This window comes from Paraburkholderia phosphatilytica (assembly GCF_003443895.1).
In the GTDB taxonomy this organism is placed as follows: domain Bacteria; phylum Pseudomonadota; class Gammaproteobacteria; order Burkholderiales; family Burkholderiaceae; genus Paraburkholderia; species Paraburkholderia phosphatilytica.
Map to the genome: position 1 here is coordinate 19827 of NZ_QQOA01000020.1, position 26303 is coordinate 46129.

Genomic DNA, 26303 nt, shown 5'->3' on the forward strand with positions numbered 1-26303 from the left:
GGACTGCGGGCGCCTGGTTGCAGACGCACCTTACAGAACCCAAGCGATATCATGGTTACCGAACAATACGAAGCGTTTTCGCAGTAACGCATGACGGCCACGTGACGTGGTCAACGCCGAGCTGGCCGACACGGCGCTGTCATATCCGGCGTCCTCGCGAGCGCACGTCGCGCGGTGCGTTCGCCGCATCCGAAAGCCAAATGAAGCCTTCGGCGAGCGCATCGCCGCCAGATCGGCCACACCTGCTGGGCAGGTTGCCCACGAAACCGAGGCTCGTCAGCGCGCTGGAATAAACTGAGAGCAACGACCGTTATGCATTAGACGAATCCGCGTGGCGCGCAACGGCTTTGCTGGCGCGCCACATCGTCTCCGCGCCGTGCGCGCGGCCCAACCCGATACGACGCACCCAGACGCACACATGAACACTCGCGCCAACCTTCCTCACAGCACCGACGCAGCTACGGCTCCGCCCGTCGAGCGCTATACGCGTACCGCGATGGTGCTGCACTGGCTGATCGCACTCGGCATGATCTGCAACGTCGCGCTCGCACTGAGCGCCGATTACCTGCCGGACGACTGGGTCCGCCCGGTGATCGACCTGCACAAGTCGATCGGCATCACGGTGCTGGGGCTCGCGATCGTGCGCATTCTGTGGCGCGTCACGCACAAGCCGCCCCCGCTGCCCGAGCATTTTCCGCGCTGGGAACGCGCTGCCGCGCATGCGGCGCACGTGCTGCTCTACGTGCTGATCTTCGCGCTGCCGATCTCCGGCTGGCTGCATGACTCCGCGTGGAAGGACGCGGCCACGCATCCGATGTCGCTGTTCCACATCGTGCCGTGGTTCCGCCTCGGCTTCATCATGGACCTGCCGCCCGCGCTGAAAGAGCACCTGCACGATGTGTTCGGCGCGATCCACACGGCGTTCGGCTACGTGCTCTACGTGGTGCTCGCGCTGCACATCCTGGGCGCGCTGAAGCATGAACTGATCGACCGCGAATCGGTGCTGCGCCGGATGCTGCCATGAGTACGCCCACCCGCACTCCGGTCGAAGCGGGCGCGCCGCTCGCCATGTCCGCTTCGCGACGCCGACCCGTGAGTTCGCGCAGCGGCCAGGCGTTGCCCGTCACCACGCTCGATGCGCTCTCCGCCGCCCTCGCACACACGTCGCCGCGTCTCGTGCCGCGCGGTACGCCGCTCGCGAGCGTGCTGATCCACGGCGGCGTGTTCGCGCTGTGGCTCGTGCTGTTCGCGCGCGCGTTCCTGCTGCACGGCCTGGTGTCGTGGTCCATCGGGGTCGCGTATATCGCGTACGACACGCTGCTGCTCTGCTTCGTCTCGTGGAAGACGCTGCCGCTCGCCGGTTCGTTCGCACGAGGGCAGGCAACGGCGCCCACCATGCCGCGCGGCGCGAAGCTGCCGACGCTCGGCGCGGTAGTGGCCGCGTACAACGAGGCGCCCGTCATTCAGGTGACGCTCGATGGCCTGCTCAAGCAGAGCGAGCCGTTGCAGCAGATCGTCTTCGCCGACGACGGCTCCACCGATGCCACCATCGACGTCCTCACGCAGCAGTACGGTCTCGCGCAGGCGCCCGACGGCGAGCTGAGCGCGCCGAGCACGCTGTATCCGACGCTACGCTGGCTGCGCGTGCCGCACGGCGGCAAGGCGGCCGCGCTGAACGCGGCGCTCACGCACATCGAGACCGACACGGTGCTCACCGTCGATGCCGACACGCGCGTCGCGCCCGATGCCTGCGCCGCGATGCGGCGCGCGTTCGCAGCGGAGCCCGAACTCGTTGCGGCCACCGGCATCCTCACGCCGATGTGCGCGCGCGACACGATGGGCCGCTTTTTCCAGTGGTTTCAGACCTACGAGTACATCCGCAACTTCATCTCGCGCTTCGCATGGATGCGCGCGGACAGTCTGCTGCTCGTATCGGGCGCGTTCGCGTGTTTCCGGCGCGACGCGGTGCTGTCGGTGGGCGGCTTCGACGGACATTGCCTCGTCGAAGACTACGAGCTGATTCACCGGCTGCGCCGCTATGCGGTCGAGCATGGCAAGACCTGGCGCGTGCGCGTGATCGGCGAAGCGCAGGCGTACACCGATGCGCCCGGCACCGTGCGCAGCTTCCTGCGGCAACGCCGCCGCTGGTTCGCGGGCTTCCTGCAGACGCAGTACTGGAACCGCGACATGATCGGCAACCGCCGCTACGGACAACTCGGTCTGCTGATGCTGCCCGTGAAGGCGTTCGACACGCTGCAGCCGATCTACGGCCTCACCGCGATCGCGCTGCTCGTGATGTTCATCGTGCAGGGCAAGCTCGGGGTCGCGCTGTCGGTGTCGGGCGTGATCGTCGCGAAGATCATCGTCGACTTCGCCTTTCACCTGTGGTCCGTGCATCTGTACCGATGCTGGACCGGCGACCGCCGCAATTCGAGCCTCGCGATGGCGTTCGTCGCGTCGGTGTTCGAACCGTTCAGCTTCCAGGTGCTGCGGCACACGGGCGCCGCGCTCGGCTGGGTGCACTTCCTCACCCGCAGCAAGCGCTGGGGCGTGCAGGAACGTACGGGGCTCGTCGGCGGCGGGGAGTGAACGACGGGTTACAGGCCGTCGCGCTGATGCTCCGATCGCGTCGTTGCGGGCTGCGCGCCATGATTGTCGTCATCGAACACGGCGGCCACGCCCTGCGGCGAAGTGAAGATTCCGGTGCCGTCGTGGCCGAAGCCATCGATCACGATCGTGCGATGCCGCAAGCCCGACGGATGACGCATCCGCATGTAGCGCTCGTATGCGAGCCCGCGTTCGAGCCGATGAGCGCCCTGCGTCTGCGCGGCGCATGACGTATCCAGCGCCGGATGCGCCGGGTCGCAATCCTCGCTGCCGAGCAGTACCGTTACGTCGCGATGCGCGTAGTCCGCTTCGAGCGTCTGCGCAGAATCCGCCTGCTCCGACGACTGCGCTGATCGTGCGTATGCCGGCAAGCGGTTCAATCCATATTTCCAGTCGTTGAAGCCCGGGCAGGCTGCCGCATCGAACGGTGCGAAGCTTCCATCCGCGGTGGGCCGCTGCGCATCGAAGTACACATACGACGACGGATTCGCGATCACATAGCGCACCACCACGCCGCGTTCGGCGAGCCGCGCTTCGCCTCGCGCGACCACCGCGTAGCGCTGCGCAACCTGACCGCCGCCCGAATGCCCGGCAATCACCACGCTCGCGAGCGACGGAAACTGCTCGCGCACCGCGAGCCCATCGAGGATCGCGTCGAGCACATCGAACGAGCTGAGCGGCGCGGGGCCGACAGCCGCATCGCCGCCCATCCAGCTGGTCCAGTCCCAGTGCAGCGTGTCGGCAGGCAGATCATGCGCCGACACATCTGCACTCGCGAGAAACTGCGGTACGACGAGCAGCGTGTCGCTCTCGTTGCCGCCGGCCGCGGCACGCGCCGCTTGCGCCAGTTTGAAATACGTATCGGCATTGCGCAGGCGGCCGTGGATCAGGATCACGGCGCGGCGAATGGCCGGCTGCGGCACGCTCCAGTCGCAGGTCACGTAAAGCGGCGCGACGCCGCGGCCTGCCTCCGTCTCGATAGCGAGACGATGCGGCGCGATCGCGGTGACAGGACGCTCGTTCGGCGCGCGCTCGTCGCCGGGGGGGAAATGCTCGGACATGCAGAACCTGTGAAAAGCGTGATTAGAGAGTCAACGCGGAGCCAACGCGAAGCCAGTGCGCGTTCAGTGCGTCGTCGCGGAGCCGGCGCGCGCTTCAGGCACCTCGTCGCGACCGGACTTCGTGAAGAACACCATCGCGAGCGAGAGCAGCCCCGCGAAGATCAGGTAGAACGCGGGCGTGAGGCTGCTGCCCGACCACTGCGTGAGCGTCGTGATGGTGAGCGGCGCGAGGCCGCCGAACAGCGTCACCGCGACGTTGTACGACAGCGCGACGCCGGTCGAACGATTGCGCACCGGGAACAGCGTTGCCAGCATGCCGGGATGCGAGCCCGACATCGCCGCCAGGAACAGCGTCGCGATCATCTGCGCGGTGAACAGATGCGCAAAGGTAGGCGCGGAAATCACGAAATGGAACAGCGGATACGCGACCACCACCCACGCGATGATCACCGGATAAAACAGCCGGTACGCCCCATAGCGGTCGCAGAGCTTGCCGGCCACCGGAAACAGCACGATATTCAGCACGCCCGACACGAATGCGCCGACCAGCGCGTTCGACAGCGGCAGATGCAGCTGCCGCTCCGCATACAGCGGCAGATACGAGTGCCACACGTAGTTCGTCGCGGCGCCGACGATGATAACGCCCATCGCGCAGATCACCGCGTCCGTATTCTCGCGGAAGAATTCGCGTACCGGCTGCTTGACCGGCGCACCACGATGCTCGCGCAGCTGCACGAACTCAGGCGACTCCGCGACGCGATGGCGGATATAGAAGCCGATCGGCCCCGCGAACGAGCCCATCAGGAACGGCACGCGCCAGCCCCACGCCACGAGCTGCGCATGCGTGAGCTGCGTGGTCAGAATCAGGCCGACGCCGGACGACAGCAGCAGCGCGAACGCCTGCGACGACATGTTGAAGCTGCCGTAGAACATCTTCTTGCCCGGCGGTGCGTACTCGACGAGCATCGCCGACGCGGTAGCGAATTGCCCACCCACCGACATCCCCTGCAACAGCCGCGCGAGCACGATCAGCAGCGGCGCGGCGACGCCGATGGTCGCATACGAAGGCGTAAGGCCCATCAGCAGCGTGCTCGCCGCCATCGCGATGATCAGCACCGCGAGCGCGCGGCGCCGTCCGACGCGGTCCGAGTAGATGCCGAGCAGGATGCCGCCGATCGGCCGCACGATGAAGCCGATCGCGAACGTCGCGAGCGTCAGCACGAGCGATACGAACGTGTGGTCCGACGGAAAGAACACCTGCGCGATGATCTTCGAGAAATAGCCGTAGACGAGGAAGTCGAACCACTCGAGCCCGCTTCCCAGCACCGACGACACGATCGCGCGTCGCACCATGCGCGGGTTGAGCTGAGGCGATGCGTGGGTATGGTCGATTGCATCGTTATCGAGTGCGTGCAGGTCGTTCATTTTGTGCATGATCCTGTTCCGAACATCGTCGCGAGCGCGCATGGCGAAGTGAGCATCCGCGCGCCATTGTGGCCCACACCCGGCACCACGTGGAACTGCTGGTTCAAGCCTTCCGGGTGCCGCGCCTGCAGATAATGGAAGTAGCCTTCCGCGCGCGCAATCCGTTGCGCACCCTGGGCTTCGGCCGGACAACTGCGGTCGAGCGCGGCTTGCTTCGGGTCGTCGTCGTTGCCGCCGACGAGATACGTCACGGGCCGCTTCACGTACGCCGCCTCGAGTTGCGCCGGCGAGCGGTCGTTCACGTACGGCGGCCGCGCCTGCATCCCGTACTTCCAGTCGTCGAACGATGGGCACTGCGCGGCGTCGAACGGCGCTGCACGTCCCTGCGCATCCGGCCGTCCGGCATCGAAATACGCGTACGACGACGGGCTCGACACCACATAGCTGACGTCGATCCCTTCATCGGCGAGCGCCTGCAGATCATGCGCGGCCACCGCGTAGCGTTGCACGACCTGTGCGCCGCCCGAATGCCCGGCGAACGTCACGTGCTTCAGGTTCGGAAACAGGCGCCGATCCGCGAGGCGCGCGACGATCGCATCGAGCACCGCGTACGAACTGAGCGGCACGCTGCCCTCGGCCGGCTCGCCGCCCATCCACGCGTTGTCCTTCCAGCGCAGCATGTCGGGCGGCACGCTGTGGATGCGGGTGTCGAGCGTCGCGAGAAACTGCGGCGCGACGAGCAGCGTGGTCGCGGGGTCCGCGCCCGCCGCGTCGCGGGCTTTTTCCGCGGTGCCGTAGTACACGTCCGCGTTGCGCAGCTTGCCGTGAATCACGATCACCGCGCGTTCGATGCGCGGCTGCGGCACGCTCCAGTCCGCCGACAGATAGAGCGGAATTTCCGCCGGCCCTTGTGGCGTGTCGAGCCGCAAGCGCACCGGCGCGATCACCGCAACCGGATGCAGATGCGGTTCGTACACGTGCTGCGCGAATGTGAGCGTTGGCGCGGCAACGATCGCAGCAGCAGCGCCAGCCGCAACGGCCGCGCTACGCGCAAGCCTCCATAAAGCGCTCGCACGCAAGTTGCGCAAGACCTTCAGATCCATCGATTCACTCCTCCATCACGCTGGAACGCTGCATGTTGCTGCACGACGCCGGCGCCGATCAGAAACGATGGCGGATGCCGACCGTGACACCGGTCTGGTTCGGACCGTACGCAGTATCGTCGGTCACCCCTACCGGCGTGTAGGTACCGTTCGCGTAACGCGTTGCCGCTGCATACGCAACGGTCGCATACAGATCGGTCCGCTTCGACAGCGAGTAGTCGCCGCTCAGCACGCCCATGATCGAGTTCGATACGTTCTTCGTCTGGTTGCTCTGGTAGTACAGCGCCGTCGTCAGCTGGAACGCCGGAACGATGCGATAGCGCACACCGCCGAACCACAACGCCGCCGACACCGTCGCGCCCTTCGTCGGGTTGTACAGATAGTGCTCGTAGCCGCCCATCACGGTCACCGGGCCGAACTCGTCGCGCGCGGACAGGCTCCAGTTGCGCGACTTCGTCCACAGGCCCGCGGTGGTGACCGCGCCGTTGCGGTAGTCGTACGCGAATGCGGCGGACAGCGTGCCGATCGCGTACTGGAGGCCCGCGCCGTAGGCCGCGCTGCTCTGGAACGACCCCGCGGTGCCGCCGAAGCTGTAGTCCGCGATCGCCTTCAGGCCGCCGAACTGACCGACGTACTTCACCGAGTTGTTGAGACGCGCCTTGTACGAGAAGTCGTCGGACGAGCCAGTGGTCGGGAACCACGTGTAGTGCGGCGCATAGCCCATCGGATCGTACTGCTCGAGGATGTCGTACATCGCGGTGTACTGCAGACCGGCCGACAGCGAGCCGTACGATGCATTCGAGATGCCGACCGCGGCCTGACGATTGAACAGCACCCCTGACGTCGTGTTCGAGCCGTCGTTGCTGTTGATCCCCGCTTCCAGCCAGAAGAACGCCGAGTATCCGCCGCCCAGATCTTCCGTGCCCTTGAATCCGAAGCGCGAATTGCTGAGGCCGCCCGAGCCTTCGCGCACCAGCGTGTCGCCCGTCGCGCTGGCGTGATTGAGAACTTCGAGGTTCGTATCGATCACACCGTACAGCGTGACCGACGACTGTGCGAACACGGGCAGGCTGGCGGCGCCGGCAAGCGCGGCGGCGAGATAGTGCTTCTTCTTCACTGAGCGTCTCCTGAGTGCGTTGTTGTGTTGGTTTGCACGCAGCGAGCGGCCCCGACATTCACCACCCGTTGCGATGGCGAGATCGTAGGTTTGCCTGTGGCAAATGTAAAATACCCATTTCAGGCACTATCCATATTTTTTAGATATGTCATTTTCGCCCTGGGCGTGACGGAGTCGAGCGATGGAATTGCGGCATCTGCGCTACTTTCTGGTGGTGGCCGAAGAAGGACAGTTCACGCGCGCGGCGTCGCGGCTCGCGATGCAGCAGCCGCCGCTGTCGCAGCAAATCCGCCTGCTCGAAGAGGAGATCGGCTTCGAACTGTTCGAGCGGCTGCCACGCGGCGTGGTGCTGACCGACGCCGGCAAGGCCTTCGCCGAAGACGCGCAGCGCATTCTCGACGGCCTGCATCAGTCGGTTGAACGCGCGGCTCGCATCGCGCGCGGCGAGATCGGCACGCTGTCCATCGGTCTCACCAGCTCGGCGAGTTTCCATCCGCTCACCACGGAGGCGATCCGCGAATTCCGGCGCCTGCATCCGGACGTCGGCGTCGATCTCACGGAACTCAACGCGGCCGAAGTGAACGAGCGGCTCGCGGGCGGTCTCGTGCACGTCGCGTTTCTGCGCAAGCCGGTGGTGGTGCCGCCGGATCTATCGTTCGTGGTGCTCGACGAAGAGCCGATGGTCGTCGTGCTGCCCGAGGGGCATCCGCTGCTCGCGCGCAAACGCAGCCGCGAACCGGAAGTGGAGTTGCGCGCGCTCGCGAACGAAGACTTTATCCTCGTGCGCCGGCCCGGTGCGCCCGGCATGTACGCGGACATTCTCACGGCGTGTCGCGAAGCCGGCTTCTCGCCGAACGTCGCGCGCGAGGTGCCGCGCATGCTGTCGGGCATCAAGCTGGTGTCGACGGGTCTCGGCGTAACGCTCGTGCCGGCATCGATGCAGCGCTATAGTCAGGTGGGCGTCGTGTATTGCCGCCTGAAGAAGCCGCATGCGCTCACGGCGCCGCTCACGCTGACCTTTCCATCGACGATCAGCAACGGCGCGGCAAGCCGCTTCGTCGAATTCGTGCGGGAGCATTTCCGCGATGCGGGCGCAGGCACTGCCGCGTAGCGCGACGCGTTCCGCGCGTGCGCCGTACAATCGTCGGCACACTCTGAAGATCACGTCACACCAAGGTTTTCATCATCATGGTTACTACTTCGCATTCGCACGCTACGTCCACCACGCGTGCGATCGTCACTGGACACACGCGCGGGCTCGGCGAAGCGCTCGCGGCACAGTTGCTCGAACGCGGCATCGCCGTGCTCGGCGTCTCGCGCCGGCGCAACCCCGCGCTCGCCGAACGCTTCGGCACGCTGCTGCGGGAAGCGGAGGTGGATCTGGCGTCGCTGGAACAGGTTGGCGCATGGCTCGGCAGCAATGCGTTGGGCGCGTTCGCGAACCGCGCCGGGCGTGTCGTGCTGTTCAACAACGCGGGGGCGGTTGAGCCGATCGGCCCGATCGAAGGTCAGGACCCGCTTGCCATCGCGCGTGCCGTGAGCCTCAATGTGGCAGCGCCGCTGATGCTGGCGAGCGCACTCGCTGCCGCCACACCCGCCGCGAACGACCGCCGCATCGTGCACATTTCGAGCGGTGCCGCGCGCAACGCGTATCCCGGCTGGAGCATCTACTGCGCGACGAAGGCCGCGCTCGATCATCACGCGCGCGCCGTCGCGCTCGATGCGAACCGCGCGCTGCGCATCTGCAGCCTCGCGCCCGGTGTGGTCGATACCGACATGCAGGCCACGATCCGCGCGACGGGAGCCGAGCAGTTTCCAATGCGCGAGCGCTTCGAAGAAATGAAGCGCAGCGGCAAGCTGGCCACGCCGGAAGCGTCCGCGCTGAAGCTGATCGACTACGCGTTGAGCGACGCATTCGGCAGCGCGCCGACGGCGGACGTGCGCGAACTGCCAGAAGGCTGAATAGCAATCGAAACGTTGGCATCCTGAAAGGCCCGTGTATACTCGGGACCTTCCTGCCGTTCTCAAGAAGCCCGCTTCACGCGGGCCAACTTCGCATGAAGATCACCATTGTCGTTCTCGGCCTGATCGCACTGAGCTGGATGGGCCATCGCGCATTCGCGCAAACTGCCGCTGCCGAAGACTACGCTTACCTTGCCCGCCTGCACGTGCCGCGCGTCGTGGTCGATTGTGTCGCGGCGCTGGACCGCTGGGTGCATTCCGCGCCACGATATGACTCCGTGATGGTGCCCGACCGTCGCGTGCTGAAGGCGAAAGTGCATTCCGGTTCGTCGATTTTCAGCATCGCGAATCCGATCCCGATCGATGCGTCGATCACGATGCGCGCGTTCGCGAAGCTGCGCGGCGAATACTCGTGGGAACCGGTGCGCGCACGTTGCGGCGTGCGGCACAAAGCGGTCAACGCGGTATCGCTGTTGCCGCCGGCGGGCGAAATCCACTAACCTCTACCGCCAGACCACACACCTCACGCACGAGCCCGCCGATGGCTTCCACGCTTCGCCGTAAAACCAGCATGGCGGAAGTCGCGAAGGCCGCGGGCGTAAGCGAAGCCACCGTCGACCGCGTGCTGAACGGCCGCGGCGGCGTGTCCCGCGACAAGGAAGCGCGCGTGCTCGAATGGGCGCGCAAGCTGAAGATCGATCGCGCGCTGGGCAGCGTGCCGACCCGCCTGCTGCGGATTGCGATCCTGATGCTGCGTCCGGAACACGCGTACTACCTGAACCTGCAGCACGGCCTCGAACTCGCGCAGAAAACTTTCGAATCGCAACGCGTGATCTGCGCGGTCACGTGGTTCGACAGCCTCGAGCCAGCGCGGATCGTCGCGACCATCGAGCGCGCCACGCAGAAGGCCGACGCGCTCGTGATCGTCACGTACGAACATCCCGACATCAGCGCGGCGGTGCGCAAGCTGAGCCCATCGATGCCGGTCATCACGCTCGCGAGCGATCTGCCCGGCACCGGCCGTCTCGCGTACGTCGGCATCGACAATCGCGGCGCGGGGCGTGTAGCGGGCGAACTGATGGGGCGCTTTCTGGGCGAGTCCGGCGGCAAGGTGCTGATCGTCACGGGCCGGCACGACTTTCTCGGCCACGAAGAGCGCGAGCATGGTTTCCGTTCGGTGCTGCGCCGCTGGTTTCCACGCTGCGACGTGGTGGACTCGGTCGAAAGCCGCGAAGACCCCACGCGCACGCAGCGCCTGACGCGCGATGCATTCGCGCGCTACCCGGACCTGCGCGGCATTTACAACATCTCGGTGGGCGAAGAAGGCATTGCCGCGGCGCTGAATGCGATGGGCTGCGCACGCCCCACCGTGATGATCAGCCACGAGCTGAGCGACGTATCGCGGCGCCTGCTGCTGGAAGGCACGCTCGACGCCGTGATCGACCAGAACGCGAGCGGCGAGGCGCTGCGCGCGATCGAACTCGTGCTGCGCCACTACCATCGCGACCCCGGCGTGACGCTGCCGCAGCGCATTCCCGTCACGGTGTTCCTGCGCGAGAATCTGCCGCCGGTGGATTGAGCGTTGGGCTTGACCTGGGTCGCGACCGTTCGAGCGGCCTGCGCTTACGTTGCCTCTGCCGACATCAGCGAGCGCAGCTTCGTGGCCGGGTCCTCCAGCAGCCGCGGCTCGATCCGGCTGCATTGCGCGATCAGTTCCTGCGCGATGCGCACGTCCTTCGCGATCTCCGCCATCTTGCCGACGCCGCTCGCGCCCACCAGCACGTTGTCGCCATCGAGCGCGAAGAAGAGTTTCGAGCTCTTGCCCGCGTCGCGCGTCACGGTGTTCGTGCCGAACGCCGGAATGCCCGCGATCTGGATCGTCATGTCGTACTGGTTCGACCAGAACCACGGCACTGCCGAATACGTCTCGCCGTATTCGAGCATGTTGCGCGCGACCACCTTCGCGTGATCTTCCGCGTTCTTCCAGCATTCGAGCCGGATGCGCCGGCGAAACAGCCGATGCGGGAACGAGCAGACATCGCCGGCCGCGAAGATGTGCGGGTCATTGGTGCGCAACGTGTCGTCCACCGCGATGCCATCCGCGACGTCGATGCCAGCCGCCTCGGCCAGCGCCGTGCGCGGCGTCACGCCGATGCCGACCACCACGGCATCGCAATCGATGCTCGTGCCATCCGACAGCTTGACGCCGGCCACGCGCCCGCCCGACGCATCCGCCACCAGACGTTCGACCTGCACCGCGAAGCGCACGTCGACGCCCATCTCGCGATGCTTGTCGACGAGATAGCCCGCCACCACTTCCGGCACCGCGCGCATCAACGCTCGCGCAGCCGCCTCGATCACGATGACTTCGCAGCCACGCGCCTTTGCCGTCGCCGCGATTTCCAGGCCGATGAAACCCGCACCGACGATCGCAATACGGCGGCCAGGCACGAGTTCCTCGACGATCGCGAGCGCATCGGGCACGGCGCGCAGCAGATGCACGCCCGCCAGCTCCGCGCCGGGCACCGCGAGCCGGCGCGGCTCCGCGCCGGTCGCGATCAGCAGGCGCCGGTACGGCACGCTGTCGCCATTCGAAAGCCGCACACAACGTTCGGCGCGATCGATCGCCGTCACCGCTGCATCGACGCGCAGGTCGATCTGGTTGTCGCGGTAGAACGCTTCGTCGTAGAGCGTGCATTGCGCGGTGGTGCGCTCGCCGAGCAGCACCTGCTTCGACAGCGGCGGGCGATCGTACGGCGCGAGCCCTTCGTTGCCAAGCAGCACGATCGCGCCTTCCCAACCGTTCGTGCGCAGCGCGCTTGCCGTGCGTGCCCCACACTGCCCCGCGCCGACGATCACCATCGCATCATGCGGCTTCATGCTGTCTCCCGTTGTTGTTCACGCGCGGCGGATGTCGCGCCATCGGAGGCAACCTTAGTCGATACCCGACGGCCGATCATCCGGAGATTTGATGGATTTCCCTCAAAGCCGAGCGATGGCACGTTGTCAGTCGCCCTGCCTGCTCGCGGCTTTTCCGTTACATTGAATGCAGGGACAACGCTCTGGGACCGCTTCGGGATATTCGATGGCTACGCCTTACTCCACGACCGCGCCGACGCGCGAAGAAGTCGACGCACTCGCCGGCACCACGGTGCTCGAATTCGGCACCGACTGGTGCGGCTACTGCCAGGGCGCGCAGCCGCTGATCGGCCGCGCGTTCGAATCGCACACGGACGTGCGTCACCTGAAGATCGAAGACGGTCCGGGCCGGCCGCTCGGCCGGTCGTTTCGCGTCAAGCTGTGGCCGACGCTGATTTTCATGCGCAACGGCGCGGAAGTGGCGCGCGTCGTGCGGCCCGGTGACGTGGAGAGTATTGCGGAGGGGTTTGGCGCGTTGGGGTGAGGTCGTACGCCTACCGCCCCGCCGCCGCCACCCTTCGGCAATGCTCGAGATACCCCGCCTCGTGCCCGCTCACCAGTTCGACGACGCTCGTCCATAGCCACAGCGGCGCGTCGAGGGTCTTCGAGCGATTGCGCCCGAGGTCGTTGCGCCACGCGCGCCGCGTGGCGCCATCCATCTGCCGCGCGTGCGCCTTGCCGACCACGAAACCGAGATAGCGCGCCACGTCGCTCGCTTCGTGATGCGTCAGTTCGTCGATCTCGAGCTTGATGTCCTGCGGCAACAACTCGCGCACCACCACGGACCGGTCCATCAACCGCCCCGCGCGCATCCGCTCACCAAGGAACGGCGACAGATGCCGCGCGCCTTCCACGACGCGCTGCGCGTTGTCGCGCGGCATCGCCGCGTTCGGATAGCGCGGCGCCGCGGCCTTCACGCCTTCCTTCACGTCGATCAGGCACAGGTCGTCGCCTTCCATCACGCCGCCGTCGACATCGAGCAGCACCGCGTAACGCAAACGCCCGAGCGAACTGCAACCCTTCACCCAATACGCCGCGTCGAGCACTTCAACGTGACCGCCGTCGCGCCGGTTGCTCAAGCCCGTCGCGAGTCCTGCGATCGCTTCATCGTCGAACAGCGTGCGCACCGCGGCACTTTCCTTCTGCGCAAGCGGCCAGAAACGCTTGCCGAGCGGTATCGTCGGCTGCACGTCTTCAAGGCGCTCGCGCGCGAGGTGTTTCCACGAGCGGCGCACCGCTTCGCGCATCACGACCTGGATCGGCACGGGCTTGTTCCAGCGGCCATCGTGCGGCTTGCCGCGCTTGAATGCGTGCTCGTAGCCTTCCAGCAGCGCTTCCATCATCTGCACGGTCGTGACGCCTGGCAGGTTGGAGCCGCGCGCGGCCGTTGCCAGCGAAAGCGCGAGGCGGATCAGGTCATGCGCGGGATTGCCGATCACGGTCTGGTCGAGATCGCGAATCTGGATTTCGACGTCGCCATCGGCATTGGCGACCGGGCCGAGATTGCCCGTGTGGCAGTCGCCGCAGATCCAGATCGCGGGGCCCTCCGGCAGCGTCTTCACGCCGGCGTCGTTGAGCCATTCGTAGAACTTCAGCGTGTTGCCGCGCACGTAGGCGTGCACCGAGCGCGCCATCTTCAGGTTGCGCATCTTCGTCAGATATTCGCCGCGCTGGCCTGGGCGGCGCGCCCCGTCTGGCTGTTTCATCGCGTTTCCCCGTCGTCGTTCACTGCATCTGGATGCGTGCGGTTCGCACAACGCGCGGCACGTGTGGCGATCAGCTTTCGTGACGCGTCTTGAACGACCACAGCGAGTTCACGATGAAGCCGAACAGCAGCACCGCGCCCGTCGCGACGACCTGCGACAGCAGGTAGTACACGTGCAGCCGGTTGACCATCACGCTCATCACGAGCGCGTTGATCGCCATACCCGCGGCCGCGACGATGAAGAAGCGCGGCGCCGCATGCAGGTGGCGCGCGTTGCTCTTGAAGGTGACGGTGTAGTTGAGCACGTAGTTCGCGATCGCGCCGATGCCAGCGCCGATCGTCGACGCGACCACAGCGCTCGCGACATGCGTGGTGGTGAGCGCGATCAGCACCGCGTACTGCACGCCGGTTCCGACGAGCCCCATCAGCGCGTATTTGACGAAGCGGAATGCGCGTGCGCCGATCAACCCGCGCGAACCGGCATGGCGCACCGTGTGGTCCGGCGTGCTCATTGCGGCGCCTGCGTGGCGACCGGCGCGTTCGACGGCATGTTCCAGCCGTACACCGCAATGCACGGCGGCGGCTGCACACCATGGCGCGGCACGATGTTGCAGGTGGATTCGACGCGGCGCTGCGGCGGCGGCACGTTGTCCATCAGTGCCGGCATGAAGCGCGCGTCCGGCGACGTGACCACCATCGCGACAGACTTGCCGCTCTTGATGTCGTCAATCACCTGTTGCCGCGTGCGCAGCGGAATACCGAACTGTTCGATCATCTGGTTGCTCTCGATGCCGGTCACGGCCGGATCATGCCACTTCTGCAGGTTCTTGATGACAGGCGGCCCATAGTATTTCAGCAGCACGGCTGACGCATACGGCGCGAGCACGACGTCGTCCGCATGCGTGAGCTCGGCGCGCGTCTCGCTGAAGATCTCGCGAAACGGTGGCTTCGCGCCATCGGCCAGCGCGATCTGCCAGTATAAGCCGACGCCGATCGCAAGCAGCGCCGCGAGCCGCGCCACGATGCGCAGCTTCGACGGCACGACGATCGCATACGCAAGGACGACCGCAAGCGGCAAGGTCATCCAGCAAAGAATGCGCGGAATCAGGATCGGCTGCTTGAGACTCGCGATCGTCACGAGCGCGACGAACAGCACAGGAATGCCTACCACCACCGCGAGCGCTCGACGCGGCATGATCGCCAGCATCAGCACCACCGCCACGACGGCGATCAGCAGTCCGCTCAGTTCGACGCCTGGGAAGCGCATCTCCGTGATCGGACCCATCACGAGCGCGCTCATCGCGACGAGCAGATCGCGGAACGACAGCGGCGGAATCCACGACAGTCCGGTGCCATGCTTGCCGATCGACAGCATCGGCACCAGCAGCGGCAGATACGCAAGCCCCACCACCACGTTCGCGACGAGCCAGCGCACCGTCGCACCCATACGCGAGAACGCCGCGCGTCGCGGACCTGCATCGGGTTCGCGCGCGGCGACCGGCGTGAGCCACAGATACGCGATCACGATCGCGTTGCACGCGGCCACCATGAACGTGAACGTGGCGTGGCTGTAAAGCGCGACGATCGCACCGACCGCATACAACACGAGATCCCCGTTGCGCGCTTCACGCAGAAAGCGCGCAATGCCGAGCAGCATCAGCGCAGCGGGAATCACCGTGAACATGTACACGCGCGCTTCCTGCGAGAAATACACGGCCATCGGCGACACCGCGAACAGCGCGGCAGCCGTCAATGCAATCGCGCGATTCGACAGATCGCGCGCCACCGCGTAGACGAGAGGCAACGCGATCAGCGACGCGACCACCGACAGCGAGCGCATCGCCGACTCGCTGTGCCCGAACGCGGCCATCCACGGTTCGAGCAGGAAATAGTAGAGCGGCGGCGTCGGCTCGATCGTGAGGCCAGTCGTGACGAGAAATTTCGCGCCGAACAGGTCATAGTAGTAGCGCGAAAAAATTTCGTCGTTCCAGAGCGACAGATAGTCGAGATGGAAAACGCGCAGAAAAATCGCAACCGCGAAGATGGCGATCGCGATCGGCACGAACAGGCTGTCGAGGCCCGCATTCGCGCCTGGCGACAGTCCGTGACGCGCACGGTCGGAGGGGGCATAGCGCGACGCCGTGCCCGAGTTCATCGGTTCCATGTGTGAAGTCCGGTCCTTTGCCTGAGGGTCGATCCAGCATCAGCGGAATGCGTGCCATCAAGACACCATGCGCCGTGGGTTGTTCCGTTTGCCTAACGAGAGAATCCGTCTGACGGAATCGCATCGACTAGCGCACCGTAAGGCTCAGCGCAATCGTCGTATGTGTGGTTCCGCACCGAATGGTCGGCCATGCCGGGGCACGGTAATGGCTATGTTTCGATGCAATCGTTCGCACCAACGCATCGTGGACCCAACCAACAGACCATCAGGTGAACATATGCTGCTCTCGCTGGTTGTGCCCTTTTACAATGAAGAAGACTCCGCGGAGCATCTGTTCGCACGAGTCGTGCCCGTACTGTCTTCGTTGAAAGATCTCGACTTCGAAGTGATCTGTGTCGACGACGGCAGCCGCGACGGCACGCTTGCGAAACTGCAGTTGCTGCGGCGTCGGTACGGCAAGCTGAAGATCATCGAGCTGTCGAGAAACTTCGGTAAGGAAGCGGCACTGACTGCCGGCCTCGACGAGGCCAATGGCGACATCATCATTCCGTTCGATGCGGATCTGCAGGATCCGCCCGACGTGATTCCGCAACTGGTCGACAAGTGGCGGCAAGGCTACGACGTCGTGCTCGCGCAACGCGTCGATCGTGAGACGGATACGTTCGCGAAGCGCAAGACCGCCGCGATGTTCTATCGCGCGCACAATGCGCTCGCGCCGCAACACATTCCGGAAAACGTCGGCGATTTCCGGCTGTTTACGCGTGAAGTGCTCGAGGCGCTGAAGCAGTTACCCGAGCGGCAACGCTTCATGAAGGGGCTGTTCGCGTGGGTCGGCTTTAAATCGGCGATCGTCGAATACGTGCGCGAGCCGCGCTTCGCGGGCAAGACGAAGTTCTCCGGCTGGAAGCTGTGGAATTTCGCGCTCGAGGGCTTCACGAGTTTCAGCACGTTGCCGCTGCGCGTGTGGAGTTACGTGGGCAGCAGCGTTGCGGCGGTCGCTGTGCTCTACGGTCTCTTTCTCGTAATACGCACGCTGATCTACGGCAACCCGGTGCCGGGCTATGCGTCGCTCGCGAGCATCATCCTGTTCCTCGGCGGCGTTCAGTTGATCGGCATCGGCGTGCTTGGCGAGTACCTGGGGCGGGTGTACTTCGAAACGAAGCATCGGCCGATCTATCTCGTGCGGCGACGCTACGATCCGGTCGAAGTGCTCGCGGACCAGACCTATCCGTTGCCCGAAGGCGCGGAAGCGAAGGCGCGCTGGCAGGTGGGTCGGGCGCGCGCCGCGACCTGACTCTCGCTACGCGGTGACATGAACGCAATCGCGGCCGGGTTCACCGGCCGCGTTGCTTTGTGTGCTTTGTGTGCTTTGTGTGCTTTGTGTGCTTCGTGCGCTTCGTGTGTTCGTGCCGCGTCAGTCGTTTGATCGCGATCGCGCGCGCCACCAGTCGCGTGCGACGCGATACCAGCGCTCCCAAGGCGGATCGGCGAACAGCACGAGCGCGCCCGCCGCGAGCAGACCGCAGAACAGGAACGTGCCTTTGTAGCCGACGCCGGCCACGAGCAATCCCGACAGCACGCCTGACAGAATCGAGCCGACGCGCGCCGAGTTGAAGAACAGCGCGGTGGCGCGGCCGGGTGCTTGCGGCATCAGGTCCTGCATGTACGTCATGCCGAGGCATGACGTAACCGCGACGACGAACGCGTTGAACGCCTGCATCGGAATCAGGATCGGAATGGTGCTCGTCGCGGCGCAACCGACGAAGTAGACGACGTGCACCGCCGCGCACGCGGCCAGCCAGTTCAGCTTGTTCAGGCGCGAACCGCGCGCGCCGAGCCACAGCATCATCGGAATCTCGAGGAATGCGCCGAGACCGAGCATCACCGATACGTCGATGCGCGTGCCCTTCAGCCCCTGCACGATGTAGAGCGGCAGCACGATCATCGTTGCGTTCGCGGCAAGACCGATCAGCGTCATCGCGAACACCGAACGCCAGATCAGGCGTTGCGATGCATCGGCATGCGTCGGGTCCGGCTCGACCGGCGTTTCGGGTTCGAGCGTCGTCACTTCGATCGACGTGGCCGGGTCGCCGGGCACATGATCCGGCGGCTCGTGCACGTCGGGCGACTCGCGCATGCGCCCGATGATCGCGCCACACGCCGCGAAGCAGGCGGCCGCGAACAGGAAGAGGCCATAGAAGCCGACGCCCGCGAGCACCAGCGCGCCGACTGACGGCCCGAACACCCACGCGACCGAAAGCACCGTGCGCAGCGAGGCGGTGGCGAACGCGCGCTCGGCTTCGTCGCGCACGATCATCGCCGCGCGGCCGAACGAAAACACCAGCGACAGCGCGGAACCTCCGGAGCCGAGAAACGCGATGCCGATGATCAGCAGCGCCCGGTAATCGCGCACGAAACAGAGCAGCAGGAAGCCGAGCGCCGCCGCGATCAGCGCAGCGAGCAGCAATGCGCGGTGATGCCCGTGCCGGTCCGACCAGCGGCCGGCCCACGCGCTCGATACGACGCCGCTCGCGGCGATCAGCGTCATGAAGAGACCGAGCCGCAGCGGCGTCATGCCGGCGCGTTCGACGCCGAACAGCGACAGGTACGGTGCAGTGAAGGACATCGCGACGCCGAGCATCAAGGTGGCGCCGGCGAGCGGCATGAAGTAGGGAATGCGGGCGAGACTGCTGAGTCGGGAATTCATCGACGGGGCGTGTGGTGGCGGACGGCATGCGAGCGCTGATCGCGACCGGCGGTGCGTCGCCGGTCCTGCGCGGCCAAACGGCAGTATGCCAAAGCTCGCCGCGATATGGAGGCGGAACACGCATGCGCAATCGGATCGTGTGCGCGTTGCGGCGCGAAGTCCCGGATACCGGGAATTTTCCGGCGGGTTTGATGTTTCGATCGCGGGGGCGAGCGAGGTCCGCCTGGCGAACAGCCAGCGTTAGCGCATCAGGTCGCGAATACTGGACGACGCGGCCGTCCATGGGCCGGTCAGCGCCGCGCTGTAGCGCACTTCCTTCAGCCTTGCATGGGCGATGTGGACGGCGCGGCTCGTGTCGTCGTCCATAAAACCCGCGTTGCGGTAGAACGCGATCGCGCGATGATTGTCGGCGAGCACCCACAGTACGACGTCCGTGTAGCCGATGCGCGAGAGCGCGCGCCGCGCCGAGTCCATCAGGCGCTGACCGACGCCACGCCGCCAGAACGACGGCAGCACGTACAGCGCTTCGACCTCGCCCCAGCTGCCGTCCTTGTCCGCATCGCGGCAGCGGCCGAACGCGACCCAGCCGACGATCGCATCGCCCGATTCGGCAACGAACACGCGCGGCTGCCGCGTGGACAGCGAACGATGCCACTGACGCGCGCGGACATCCACGGACAGACCCGCGAGATAGCTCGCCGGCAGCATGCCTTCGTAGGCGGTCTGCCACGTCGTGACGTGGATCTCCGCGATCGCGGCGGCGTCGCGCGGCGTGGCTTCGCGGATGTGGACCAGCATGATGCGGCTCTTCTCCCACAATCGTCATGACTGCCCGCAGGCTGCGCCTGCACGGTGGAATCATATAGTGAACTCACGCGCGATGCGGCGCGGCGGCAAGCATCTGTAGCACTTTTCGTGCGTCGGAAAAGCGCGTCAAACGGGCTCGGCACGCGTCTTCGCGATTGCGCAAATACGTGTTCCGCATTTAACGTTTGCGCCCGAAACGCAGGCCGCGTTTTGAACGGCCAGATAAATAACGTGCCTAAAACGCGCCGTCAGAGTACCTATTCCAATCGCATCGCGCGACTCACACTTTGTTGCGGCGCGGCGTATAGTTCCCATCGTCTCATCGCGCGAAAGACATAATCAGAACCGCAGAGGATGGGGTAAAGAAAATGAAAACCTGGTTGCTCAATGCGACGTCCTGCCAATCGGCGTTGACTGCATGGGCCGTGGTGATTCCGTTTTTGCCGTATTGCGAAGTTCACGCTGCCGTTCAGGCTATCAGCGCGGGTCATGACGTGGCCGAACCGTTCGGCAACGCGCTGCAACGCCCGCCCGTCAAGGGCCTTCACGACACGAGGCCGCTCCCGCCGGTCGTCGATTTCGACGCCCGCTGCCGCGCGCGACGCCTTTAAAGCGCCCTTCATCCGATTCGAACGTCACGACTAGCACGGGCATCGCGCCGCGGCCCGGGTTCGTTGTGCGCGTACGGTCGTGCAGAAACAGCGGCGCACATCGAGTTTTATCCAACGTGAATCGTTTTCATGTGTGCTGACCGCATGGCATTCACATCGGCTCAATAGCGTTGCCGATGTGACTTTAAACGCGGTGACTCACGCCATTCACAGTGCAAAAACGAAAAGGGGATTTTATGTCTGCCAGCAATACATCGGTTTCGACGACGTTCAGCCAGACGAAGTACCGAGTCGTCAAATGGGCCATCATCGCGCTGTGCATCGCTATCGGCGCGCCGCTCGCGATCCTGCTCGTCAAGGGGCTCGTCGGGCTGGTGCTCGCGGCCATCATCGGGCTCGCGGCGATCAACTTCGGCCCGGTGATCGCGATGAAATTCGCGAACCAGAAAGTGAAGATGGTCGTCGCCGAGGCGAAGAACAATCCGATCGAGACGCTCTACAACGAGCTCGCGGAAAAACAGGAAGCGGCCGAGAAGTTCAAGAAGAGCATCACCGACTTTCGCACCGAGGTGAAGAACTTCGCGGACAAGACGGTCCAGTTCAAGAAGCAGTATCCGGAAGACGCCGCGCGCTTCGAAGCCCAGCTCGCCACGATGAACAAGCTGCTCGCGTTCCGCGAAGGACGCTACAAGCAGGTGCAGGATGAGCTCAAGCGCTTCGCCGACGCGATCGATCGCGCCCGCGCGCTGTGGGACATGTCGCAATCGGCACAGCGGATGAACAAGATCGCCGGCCTGCAAACCAGCGATACGTTCGCGCAGATCAAGACCGATGCCGCGCTCGACTCGGTGATGAACTCGGTGAACAAGGCGTTCTCCGAGATGGAAACCTCGTTGATGGAAAACGCCGAGGTCCAGCAGGCGAAAGCCGCCGCGACGGAAATCGGCGACACGGCGCCGCCGCAAAAACTCGGTTCGCCCACCGCGTCCGAATGAGCGTGCTGTCGCCCACTCCCTCTTACTCTAGAAGACCAACATGAAACGCATCATTGGATCCTTGCTGTTCCTGATCGTGCTCGCCCTCGGCTGGGCGGTGTATCAAGGCACGCTGCGCTACAACGCGCAGCGCAGCGGCGGTGGCGAGACGTCGTCGACGGATCTCGCCGCGGGCAACAACGCGAACACCGTTGCGCAGCCCGCGCCGGTCAATATCGCGAAGCCCTCGCCTGCGGTGCCCGACGGTTTCGTGCCGAATCGCGACACGCTGAAGTCGATCCTGACAAACGGCGTGGTGCGCGTGAGCGTCGAGAATCCGTCGCGGCCGTTCTATTCGGAAGACCAGGGCAAGCCGCAGGGCTTCAACGTCGACTTCGCGAACCTGCTGTTCGCGCAGAAGGAATTCACGTCGGGCGATCACGGCCGCATCGTCATCGACACGTATCACGGCGTGGACACCTATCCCGACGTGCCGGCGCAGCTGATGAAGACCGACCCGCACGGCAACGCCGTGGTCGACATCGCGATGGACGGCCTCACGTTCCCTGACAACACGCCCGACGGCGTCGTCTACTCGGTGCCGTACGTCGAAGACTTCGGCTATGCGCTGATCGTGCCGCACAACTCGAGCGTCCGCTCGGCGGCCGACGTCGCGGGCAAGACCATCGGCGTGCTGCAGGGCGACCCGGACGTGAAGGCGTATGTGACGAAGGCGTTTCCGAACAGCCGGATCGTCGAATTGTCCGACGCGAGCATTGGCGGCGAGCGCTCGTGGATGGCGCACTTCCTCGACTCGCATCAGGTGGACGCGATCGTCTACGACTACCCGTTCGGCGTATCGGAGATCAAGGGCACGGATCTGCGCTTCGCGGTCACGAAGCTCGACGGCTCGAACCTCGCGTACAAGATCGGCGTGCGCAAGGAAGACAGCGCGCTGTTGATCTACCTGAACTCGGCGATCGCGAAGGTCAAGCAGACGCCCGAGTATCTGGATCTGCTGCGCAAGTACTTCGTGAGCGACCAGGTGATCGTGGCGAGTGCGAGTGGCGCGGAGCGGACCTACGTCGTGCGTTCAGGCGACACGCTGAACGTGATCGCATCGAGCATGCTGGGCAGCGGCTCGCGTTATGTGGAGATCCAGAAGCGCAACAACCTCGCGAATCCGAACCTGATCCTGATCGGACAGCACCTGGTGATTCCGCAGCGGTGAGGGTGCGATCGCGCGTGCGGCGGCTGGCGATGCCTATCGACGTCACGCGCGATCGAAATCAAAGGTGAGAGGATGCAGGATGGCGCTTACCTGGTTCTACCAGGTTTTACATCCTGAATAAGCTCACCTTTACGCGCGGACGGGATGCTTTTGCAGCGAATCGGGCCTCTTTTCGGCGCCGCTCGGCATCAAAAGCGGATGTTCATGCGCCTGCTTTCCCGAATTCCCTCACCTTTCGGCCGCCGCGTTCTTTCAAACTCAGACCGCCGCACGCGCGAGTCGCGCCACACTCTGCTCGCGCACCGCGAGCCACATCGCGAGCATGCCGACGCCGGCCAGCACCCCCGCCAGCACGAATGCGGGCGCATAGCCGGCGCCACCGTATTCGATGATGAAGCCCGTCGCGCTCGGCGACACCACGCCGGCCAGGTTCGCGAGCAGGTGAACGAAGCCGCCTGTCGCGCCGATCCGTTCGCGCGGCACGATGTCCTGCAGCAGCGACCAGCACGCCTGCGGCGTCATGAACGCGAACAGGCTTGCCACCGCGATCAGCGCGACGGCGGGCGCAAGCGACGCCACGCGCGACACCAGCAGCACGCACACTGCCGCCATCCCGAGACCGAGCATGATCACGGCTTTGCGCGCGAACAGCACGTTGCCGCTGCGCGCGTACAGCGAGTCGGACAGCAGGCCGCCCAGCACGAAGCCAAGCGTCGCGCCGAGCCACGGCAATACGCCGACCACGCTCATGTGCTTGACGTCGAGATGCTGATAGTCGGTGAGGTAGCTCGGCAGCCACGACAGGAAGAAGTACAGCACGTAGTTGAACGCGAAGAACGCGAGCGCGACACCGATCACCGGAACGGACAGCAGGTAATACGTCACGTTGTGCGATTTCGGCGTGGCGCCGCCGTTTTCATCGAGCGCGACAGCGGTGCGGTCGCTCGCGATCCAGTCGGCCTCTTCCTTCGACACCGAACGGTGAGCTTCCGGTTGATCGCGGAAGCACCGCCACCAGAACACCATCCAGATGAAGCCGAGCGCGGCGATCACGACGAACGAAATGCGCCAGCCGAACCGCACCGCAACCAGCCCGACGATCGGCGCCGCGATCGCCGCGCCGAGTGGCTGGCCGGCATTGGTGAGACCGACCGCGCGCCCCGCTTCCCGCCGCGGAAACCAGTTCGAGATCGATTTGTTCGTGGTGGTGCCCATCGGACCTTCGGCCACGCCGAATGCGATCCGTGCGATCGCAAGCGTCGCGAAGTTGCCCGCCAGCGCGGTGGCGCCGCAGAACGCCGACCAGAATCCGGCCGCGAGCATGAAGACCTTGCGCGGACCGAAACGGTCCGCCGCCCAGCCGCCGATGAAGCAGAACACGCAGTAGCCGATGAAGAACGCGCTGAACAGCAGGCCCATTCTTGCATCGTCGATGTGGAGGTCGTGCTTGATGATCGGCGCGACCACCGACAACGCCGCGCGATCCAGATAGTTGAGCATTCCCGCGAAAAACAGCAGCGCGGCAACCACCCAGCGATAACGACCTCTCATCTCCATGTCTCCTCTCTCGTTTGAAAGCAAAAATTCCACCCGCGCGGCGCAGCGTACGCCGCACCGCGCAGGGTCCTTCGCATCGTCACACGCTAACGCACATCGACGATCTTCGTGTTGTACGTCGTCCCGCCGATCACGACGTTGTTCAGCGTGATCGCGTTGACGTTGTACGCGTAGATCGGCCCCGGCGTGGTGGCGCTCGCCGTGCCGTCGTTCACCGGCGTACCGAGATTACAGTTGGTGATCGTCACGCCGGTGATCGGCGAGACGGCCGGCGCCGGTGCGGGACCGTTGTAGTCGAACGCGACCGGCCCCTGCGCGACGATCGCCTGGAAGCACGACGCGGTGACGCCGTTGACGGTCACATTGCTCGCCTGCACGTTCGAGATGTTGATGTTCTCGACGACCGGCGGGTTCATGCGCACGGCGTCGCCGGCCGGGTCGTAGTCGCAGTCGAACGTGATCAGGCCGCCTTGCGACGCGGACGGATTGCCCGCCACCGACGTCACCACGCCAAGCGGCACCGAGCTGTTGATCGGGCTGCCCGACAGCATCGAGCTGCCATAGCCGCTGCCCTTCAGGTTGACGCCGTTCGCGAGCGTGACCTGATCGATGTACACGTTCTTCACCGTACCGCCGCGATTCATGTTCGTCTTGATGCGAATCGCGATGTTGAGCGGATTGGTCGCCCAGTTCTGGTTCAGCATCTTCAGGTTCTGCGCGAAGATGTTCTGCACACCGCCGCTCATCTCGCTGCCGAGCGTGATGCCGCCATGTCCGCTGTTCATCGTGCAGTTCACGATCACGTGGTCTTGCGCAGGACCGTATTCGGTGTCGAGCGCCTTGCCGGATTTGATCGCGATGCAGTCGTCGCCGGTATTGAACGTGACGGAATCGACCAGCACCGCCGTGCAGGCGTCCGGATCGAAGCCGTCGTTGTTCGGCCCGATGCTGTCCGCCATCACGCCGCAGATCACCACGTTCGTGCAGTCCGTCGGATGGTGCTGCCAGAACGGCGTGTTCTGCGTGTGGTAGTTCTCCATCAGCACGTTCCTGCAGCCGATGAACTCGATCATGCAGGGCCGCAGATAATGCCCGAGACCGAAGATGCGCTTCTCAACCGGCACGCCTGCTTCCGACAGCGCCGGCAGGTAATTCTGGTCCTGCTGCCACGGTGTGGTCGGACTCGTGAGCAACGTATAAAGCGTGCTGGAGATGTTCGGTGCGATCGTCTTCAGATCCACATTATTCGGATTGCTGAAAGCTTGCGAAGGCGTCGACGAATTGACGCAGCCGTAAGCGCCGTTCGAGCCCTTGTAGGTCCACCAGCAGGTGGCCGTGTTGCCGCTACCCGCGAACGGCGTCATCGCCTGGCCGTTGAGGATCGACGTGCTGTCTTCGCCGGTCAGCGCGATGTTGATCTGGTTGCGCGCATACACCGGTGCGCCGTAGTTCAGGCAGTCGTTCGCCTGCCAGCGGCTATAGAAGAGCTTGCCGTTCGCGCCGCAATCGACGGGGCCGTCTTTCGCGTAGTCCGCAGGGTTCGGGCTGAAGTAGATCGTGCAGTTCTTGCTGAGGTGGAACTGCACGTTGCTGAGCAGCACGATCGGCCCCGCGCAGTACCAGTTGCCCGACGGCACGACCACGCGCCCGCCGCCCGCCGCATTGCACGCAGTGATGGCCGCGAGGAACGCGGGCCGGGAATCGAAAGGATTCGCCGCGGTGGTCAGGTCGGCGCCGGGGCTCTGCACGGACGACGAGCCGGTATACGGATTCGTCGCGGCAACGACGCTGCACGGCTGCGCGCCATAGCTCGTCACGACGAAGTCGAAGCTGCGGAACATCGTCTGCGCGACGCCTTGCAGCGACGCGACGATCTTGGTCGCCGAACCGGAAGAGCCCCAGATCGGATCTTCGGCGGCCGCGGTGCCGGACGCAGTCGGCGCGACCGAAACGCCGCCGCCGCAACCCGGCAGGCTGCCCAGCAAAGTAGCGCCCGCGGATGTGCCCGCCAGCACCATGAACGCGCGGCGACCGGGCGACTGCACCGGCCTCTCGCGCCCCACACAGCTACGCCGGCTCACCCGGCCACTCGATGTCGGCTTTCCCACAAGATGTCTCCTGATCAGCAGTCTTTGTTGGATTGGTGTGCCAACAGGCGCATGCAGCGGCGCCCTGCATCGGCGCGGTGAGCGGTCAGGCGGATGACGGGAGGGCACGCGGCTATTGTTGTCAGTCAACTTTGCTGTTGTCAAGTTAACAAGTGCAACGTGTCTGACGTCTTGTGATCGAGGATGAGTGAATGCGTTGCTGAATAGTGTGGTGCGGCGCGATAAGCAAGGTCTTTGCTTATCGT

23 protein-coding genes are annotated in these 26303 nt (G+C 65.0%); 11 read left to right on the forward strand and 12 right to left on the reverse strand.

Annotated features, from left to right (window positions below; genetic code table 11):
- The first annotated feature begins 418 nt into the window (after positions 1 to 418).
- Together DVS29_RS21075 and DVS29_RS21080 are read left to right on the forward strand one after the other, a co-directional pair.
- The gene (locus DVS29_RS21075; protein ID WP_118182518.1) at positions 419 to 1024 is read left to right on the forward strand and encodes a cytochrome b; all 606 of its coding nucleotides are present in this window, start codon (positions 419 to 421) and stop codon (positions 1022 to 1024) included.
- Positions 1021 to 2589, forward strand: coding sequence for a glycosyltransferase family 2 protein (locus tag DVS29_RS21080; protein ID WP_240655717.1), 1569 nt, complete (start codon positions 1021 to 1023; stop codon positions 2587 to 2589). The genes DVS29_RS21075 and DVS29_RS21080 overlap by 4 nt, the downstream gene beginning before the upstream one ends.
- A gap of 8 nt (positions 2590 to 2597) precedes the next feature.
- Here the strand turns inward: DVS29_RS21080 and DVS29_RS21085 are convergent, their stop codons facing one another.
- The 4 genes from DVS29_RS21085 to DVS29_RS21100 form a co-directional block, all read right to left on the reverse strand.
- Positions 2598 to 3668 carry an alpha/beta hydrolase gene (locus DVS29_RS21085; RefSeq protein WP_118182434.1) on the reverse strand — a complete coding sequence of 357 codons (1071 nt, stop codon included), beginning with the start codon at positions 3666 to 3668 and terminating at the stop codon, positions 2598 to 2600.
- Between the two features lie 63 nt (positions 3669 to 3731).
- Positions 3732 to 5093 carry an MFS transporter gene (locus tag DVS29_RS21090; RefSeq protein WP_118182435.1) on the reverse strand — a complete coding sequence of 454 codons (1362 nt, stop codon included), beginning with the start codon at positions 5091 to 5093 and terminating at the stop codon, positions 3732 to 3734.
- Positions 5090 to 6196 carry an alpha/beta hydrolase gene (locus tag DVS29_RS21095; RefSeq protein ID WP_240655718.1) on the reverse strand — a complete coding sequence of 369 codons (1107 nt, stop codon included), beginning with the start codon at positions 6194 to 6196 and terminating at the stop codon, positions 5090 to 5092. The genes DVS29_RS21090 and DVS29_RS21095 overlap by 4 nt, the downstream gene beginning before the upstream one ends.
- Positions 6197 to 6254: 58 nt before the next feature.
- A complete protein-coding gene (locus tag DVS29_RS21100) occupies positions 6255 to 7313 on the reverse strand; it encodes a porin (protein ID WP_118182436.1) in 1059 nt (352 codons plus the stop codon).
- Positions 7314 to 7494: 181 nt separating this feature from the next.
- Here DVS29_RS21100 and DVS29_RS21105 point away from each other — a divergent pair, with 181 nt between their 5' ends.
- The 4 genes from DVS29_RS21105 to DVS29_RS21120 all read left to right on the forward strand — a co-directional run bounded on the left by DVS29_RS21105 (position 7495) and on the right by DVS29_RS21120 (position 10854).
- Positions 7495 to 8424, forward strand: coding sequence for a LysR family transcriptional regulator (locus DVS29_RS21105; protein ID WP_118182437.1), 930 nt, complete (start codon positions 7495 to 7497; stop codon positions 8422 to 8424).
- 77 nt (positions 8425 to 8501) lie between these two features.
- A complete protein-coding gene (locus tag DVS29_RS21110; RefSeq protein WP_118182438.1) occupies positions 8502 to 9275 on the forward strand; it encodes an SDR family oxidoreductase in 774 nt (257 codons plus the stop codon).
- 95 nt (positions 9276 to 9370) lie between these two features.
- Positions 9371 to 9775, forward strand: coding sequence for a BspC domain-containing protein (locus DVS29_RS21115; RefSeq protein WP_118182439.1), 405 nt, complete (start codon positions 9371 to 9373; stop codon positions 9773 to 9775).
- A gap of 41 nt (positions 9776 to 9816) precedes the next feature.
- A complete protein-coding gene (locus tag DVS29_RS21120; protein ID WP_118182440.1) occupies positions 9817 to 10854 on the forward strand; it encodes a LacI family DNA-binding transcriptional regulator in 1038 nt (345 codons plus the stop codon).
- Positions 10855 to 10898: 44 nt separating this feature from the next.
- On the opposite strand, the gene DVS29_RS21125 is transcribed toward DVS29_RS21120, so the two are convergent.
- Positions 10899 to 12155 carry an NAD(P)/FAD-dependent oxidoreductase gene (locus DVS29_RS21125; protein WP_118182441.1) on the reverse strand — a complete coding sequence of 419 codons (1257 nt, stop codon included), beginning with the start codon at positions 12153 to 12155 and terminating at the stop codon, positions 10899 to 10901.
- 205 nt (positions 12156 to 12360) lie between these two features.
- Here DVS29_RS21125 and DVS29_RS21130 point away from each other — a divergent pair, with 205 nt between their 5' ends.
- A complete protein-coding gene (locus DVS29_RS21130) occupies positions 12361 to 12678 on the forward strand; it encodes a thioredoxin family protein (RefSeq protein ID WP_118182442.1) in 318 nt (105 codons plus the stop codon).
- Positions 12679 to 12688: 10 nt separating this feature from the next.
- On the opposite strand, the gene DVS29_RS21135 is transcribed toward DVS29_RS21130, so the two are convergent.
- The 3 genes from DVS29_RS21135 to DVS29_RS21145 all read right to left on the reverse strand — a co-directional run bounded on the left by DVS29_RS21135 (position 12689) and on the right by DVS29_RS21145 (position 16063).
- Complete coding sequence (locus tag DVS29_RS21135; RefSeq protein ID WP_118182443.1) at positions 12689 to 13900, reverse strand: DUF2252 domain-containing protein; 1212 nt, start codon at positions 13898 to 13900, stop codon at positions 12689 to 12691.
- A gap of 70 nt (positions 13901 to 13970) precedes the next feature.
- Positions 13971 to 14411 carry a GtrA family protein gene (locus DVS29_RS21140; RefSeq protein WP_118182444.1) on the reverse strand — a complete coding sequence of 147 codons (441 nt, stop codon included), beginning with the start codon at positions 14409 to 14411 and terminating at the stop codon, positions 13971 to 13973.
- Positions 14408 to 16063 (reverse strand): glycosyltransferase family 39 protein, encoded by a 1656-nt coding sequence (locus tag DVS29_RS21145; RefSeq protein WP_118182445.1) that lies wholly within the window; start codon positions 16061 to 16063, stop codon positions 14408 to 14410. Before DVS29_RS21145 ends, DVS29_RS21140 begins: the two co-directional genes overlap by 4 nt.
- Positions 16064 to 16340: 277 nt before the next feature.
- On the opposite strand from DVS29_RS21145, the gene DVS29_RS21150 reads away from it, so the two are divergent.
- Positions 16341 to 17357: a glycosyltransferase family 2 protein gene (locus DVS29_RS21150; protein ID WP_118182446.1), complete on the forward strand. Its 1017-nt coding sequence runs from the start codon at positions 16341 to 16343 to the stop codon at positions 17355 to 17357.
- Between the two features lie 120 nt (positions 17358 to 17477).
- Here DVS29_RS21150 and DVS29_RS21155 read toward each other — a convergent pair whose 3' ends face one another.
- Both DVS29_RS21155 and DVS29_RS21160 read right to left on the reverse strand, forming a co-directional pair.
- A complete protein-coding gene (locus tag DVS29_RS21155; RefSeq protein ID WP_118182447.1) occupies positions 17478 to 18770 on the reverse strand; it encodes a sugar efflux transporter in 1293 nt (430 codons plus the stop codon).
- Between the two features lie 240 nt (positions 18771 to 19010).
- Positions 19011 to 19568 (reverse strand): GNAT family N-acetyltransferase, encoded by a 558-nt coding sequence (locus tag DVS29_RS21160; RefSeq protein WP_118182448.1) that lies wholly within the window; start codon positions 19566 to 19568, stop codon positions 19011 to 19013.
- 389 nt (positions 19569 to 19957) lie between these two features.
- On the opposite strand from DVS29_RS21160, the gene DVS29_RS21165 reads away from it, so the two are divergent.
- From DVS29_RS21165 to DVS29_RS21175, 3 genes are all read left to right on the forward strand, one after another.
- Complete coding sequence (locus DVS29_RS21165) at positions 19958 to 20188, forward strand: hypothetical protein (RefSeq protein ID WP_124800673.1); 231 nt, start codon at positions 19958 to 19960, stop codon at positions 20186 to 20188.
- A 236-nt stretch (positions 20189 to 20424) separates the two neighbouring features.
- Positions 20425 to 21183 (forward strand): hypothetical protein, encoded by a 759-nt coding sequence (locus DVS29_RS21170; protein ID WP_118182450.1) that lies wholly within the window; start codon positions 20425 to 20427, stop codon positions 21181 to 21183.
- Positions 21184 to 21223: 40 nt separating this feature from the next.
- A complete protein-coding gene (locus DVS29_RS21175; protein WP_118182451.1) occupies positions 21224 to 22393 on the forward strand; it encodes a transporter substrate-binding and LysM peptidoglycan-binding domain-containing protein in 1170 nt (389 codons plus the stop codon).
- Between the two features lie 258 nt (positions 22394 to 22651).
- Here DVS29_RS21175 and DVS29_RS21180 read toward each other — a convergent pair whose 3' ends face one another.
- Positions 22652 to 23950 carry an MFS transporter gene (locus DVS29_RS21180; RefSeq protein WP_240655719.1) on the reverse strand — a complete coding sequence of 433 codons (1299 nt, stop codon included), beginning with the start codon at positions 23948 to 23950 and terminating at the stop codon, positions 22652 to 22654.
- 86 nt (positions 23951 to 24036) lie between these two features.
- Positions 24037 to 25968, reverse strand: a complete 1932-nt coding sequence (locus tag DVS29_RS21185) for a glycoside hydrolase family 28 protein (RefSeq protein WP_118182522.1) — start codon at positions 25966 to 25968, stop codon at positions 24037 to 24039.
- Positions 25969 to 26303 lie beyond the last annotated feature (335 nt).

What these genes read in the sequence shown, in the direction of transcription:
- DVS29_RS21075 (WP_118182518.1), top strand. Translation starts at nt 419, where the DNA reads ATGAACACTCGCGCCAACCTTCCTCACAGCACCGACGCAGCTACGGCT.
- DVS29_RS21080 (WP_240655717.1), top strand. Translation starts at nt 1,021, where the DNA reads ATGAGTACGCCCACCCGCACTCCGGTCGAAGCGGGCGCGCCGCTCGCC.
- DVS29_RS21085 (WP_118182434.1), bottom strand. Translation starts at nt 3,668, where the DNA reads ATGTCCGAGCATTTCCCCCCCGGCGACGAGCGCGCGCCGAACGAGCGT.
- DVS29_RS21090 (WP_118182435.1), bottom strand. Translation starts at nt 5,093, where the DNA reads ATGAACGACCTGCACGCACTCGATAACGATGCAATCGACCATACCCAC.
- DVS29_RS21095 (WP_240655718.1), bottom strand. Translation starts at nt 6,196, where the DNA reads ATGGATCTGAAGGTCTTGCGCAACTTGCGTGCGAGCGCTTTATGGAGG.
- DVS29_RS21105 (WP_118182437.1), top strand. Translation starts at nt 7,495, where the DNA reads ATGGAATTGCGGCATCTGCGCTACTTTCTGGTGGTGGCCGAAGAAGGA.
- DVS29_RS21110 (WP_118182438.1), top strand. Translation starts at nt 8,502, where the DNA reads ATGGTTACTACTTCGCATTCGCACGCTACGTCCACCACGCGTGCGATC.
- DVS29_RS21115 (WP_118182439.1), top strand. Translation starts at nt 9,371, where the DNA reads ATGAAGATCACCATTGTCGTTCTCGGCCTGATCGCACTGAGCTGGATG.
- DVS29_RS21120 (WP_118182440.1), top strand. Translation starts at nt 9,817, where the DNA reads ATGGCTTCCACGCTTCGCCGTAAAACCAGCATGGCGGAAGTCGCGAAG.
- DVS29_RS21125 (WP_118182441.1), bottom strand. Translation starts at nt 12,155, where the DNA reads ATGAAGCCGCATGATGCGATGGTGATCGTCGGCGCGGGGCAGTGTGGG.
- DVS29_RS21130 (WP_118182442.1), top strand. Translation starts at nt 12,361, where the DNA reads ATGGCTACGCCTTACTCCACGACCGCGCCGACGCGCGAAGAAGTCGAC.
- DVS29_RS21135 (WP_118182443.1), bottom strand. Translation starts at nt 13,900, where the DNA reads ATGAAACAGCCAGACGGGGCGCGCCGCCCAGGCCAGCGCGGCGAATAT.
- DVS29_RS21140 (WP_118182444.1), bottom strand. Translation starts at nt 14,411, where the DNA reads ATGAGCACGCCGGACCACACGGTGCGCCATGCCGGTTCGCGCGGGTTG.
- DVS29_RS21145 (WP_118182445.1), bottom strand. Translation starts at nt 16,063, where the DNA reads ATGGAACCGATGAACTCGGGCACGGCGTCGCGCTATGCCCCCTCCGAC.
- DVS29_RS21150 (WP_118182446.1), top strand. Translation starts at nt 16,341, where the DNA reads ATGCTGCTCTCGCTGGTTGTGCCCTTTTACAATGAAGAAGACTCCGCG.
- DVS29_RS21155 (WP_118182447.1), bottom strand. Translation starts at nt 18,770, where the DNA reads ATGAATTCCCGACTCAGCAGTCTCGCCCGCATTCCCTACTTCATGCCG.
- DVS29_RS21160 (WP_118182448.1), bottom strand. Translation starts at nt 19,568, where the DNA reads ATGCTGGTCCACATCCGCGAAGCCACGCCGCGCGACGCCGCCGCGATC.
- DVS29_RS21170 (WP_118182450.1), top strand. Translation starts at nt 20,425, where the DNA reads ATGTCTGCCAGCAATACATCGGTTTCGACGACGTTCAGCCAGACGAAG.
- DVS29_RS21175 (WP_118182451.1), top strand. Translation starts at nt 21,224, where the DNA reads ATGAAACGCATCATTGGATCCTTGCTGTTCCTGATCGTGCTCGCCCTC.
- DVS29_RS21180 (WP_240655719.1), bottom strand. Translation starts at nt 23,950, where the DNA reads ATGGAGATGAGAGGTCGTTATCGCTGGGTGGTTGCCGCGCTGCTGTTT.
- DVS29_RS21185 (WP_118182522.1), bottom strand. Translation starts at nt 25,968, where the DNA reads ATGGTGCTGGCGGGCACATCCGCGGGCGCTACTTTGCTGGGCAGCCTG.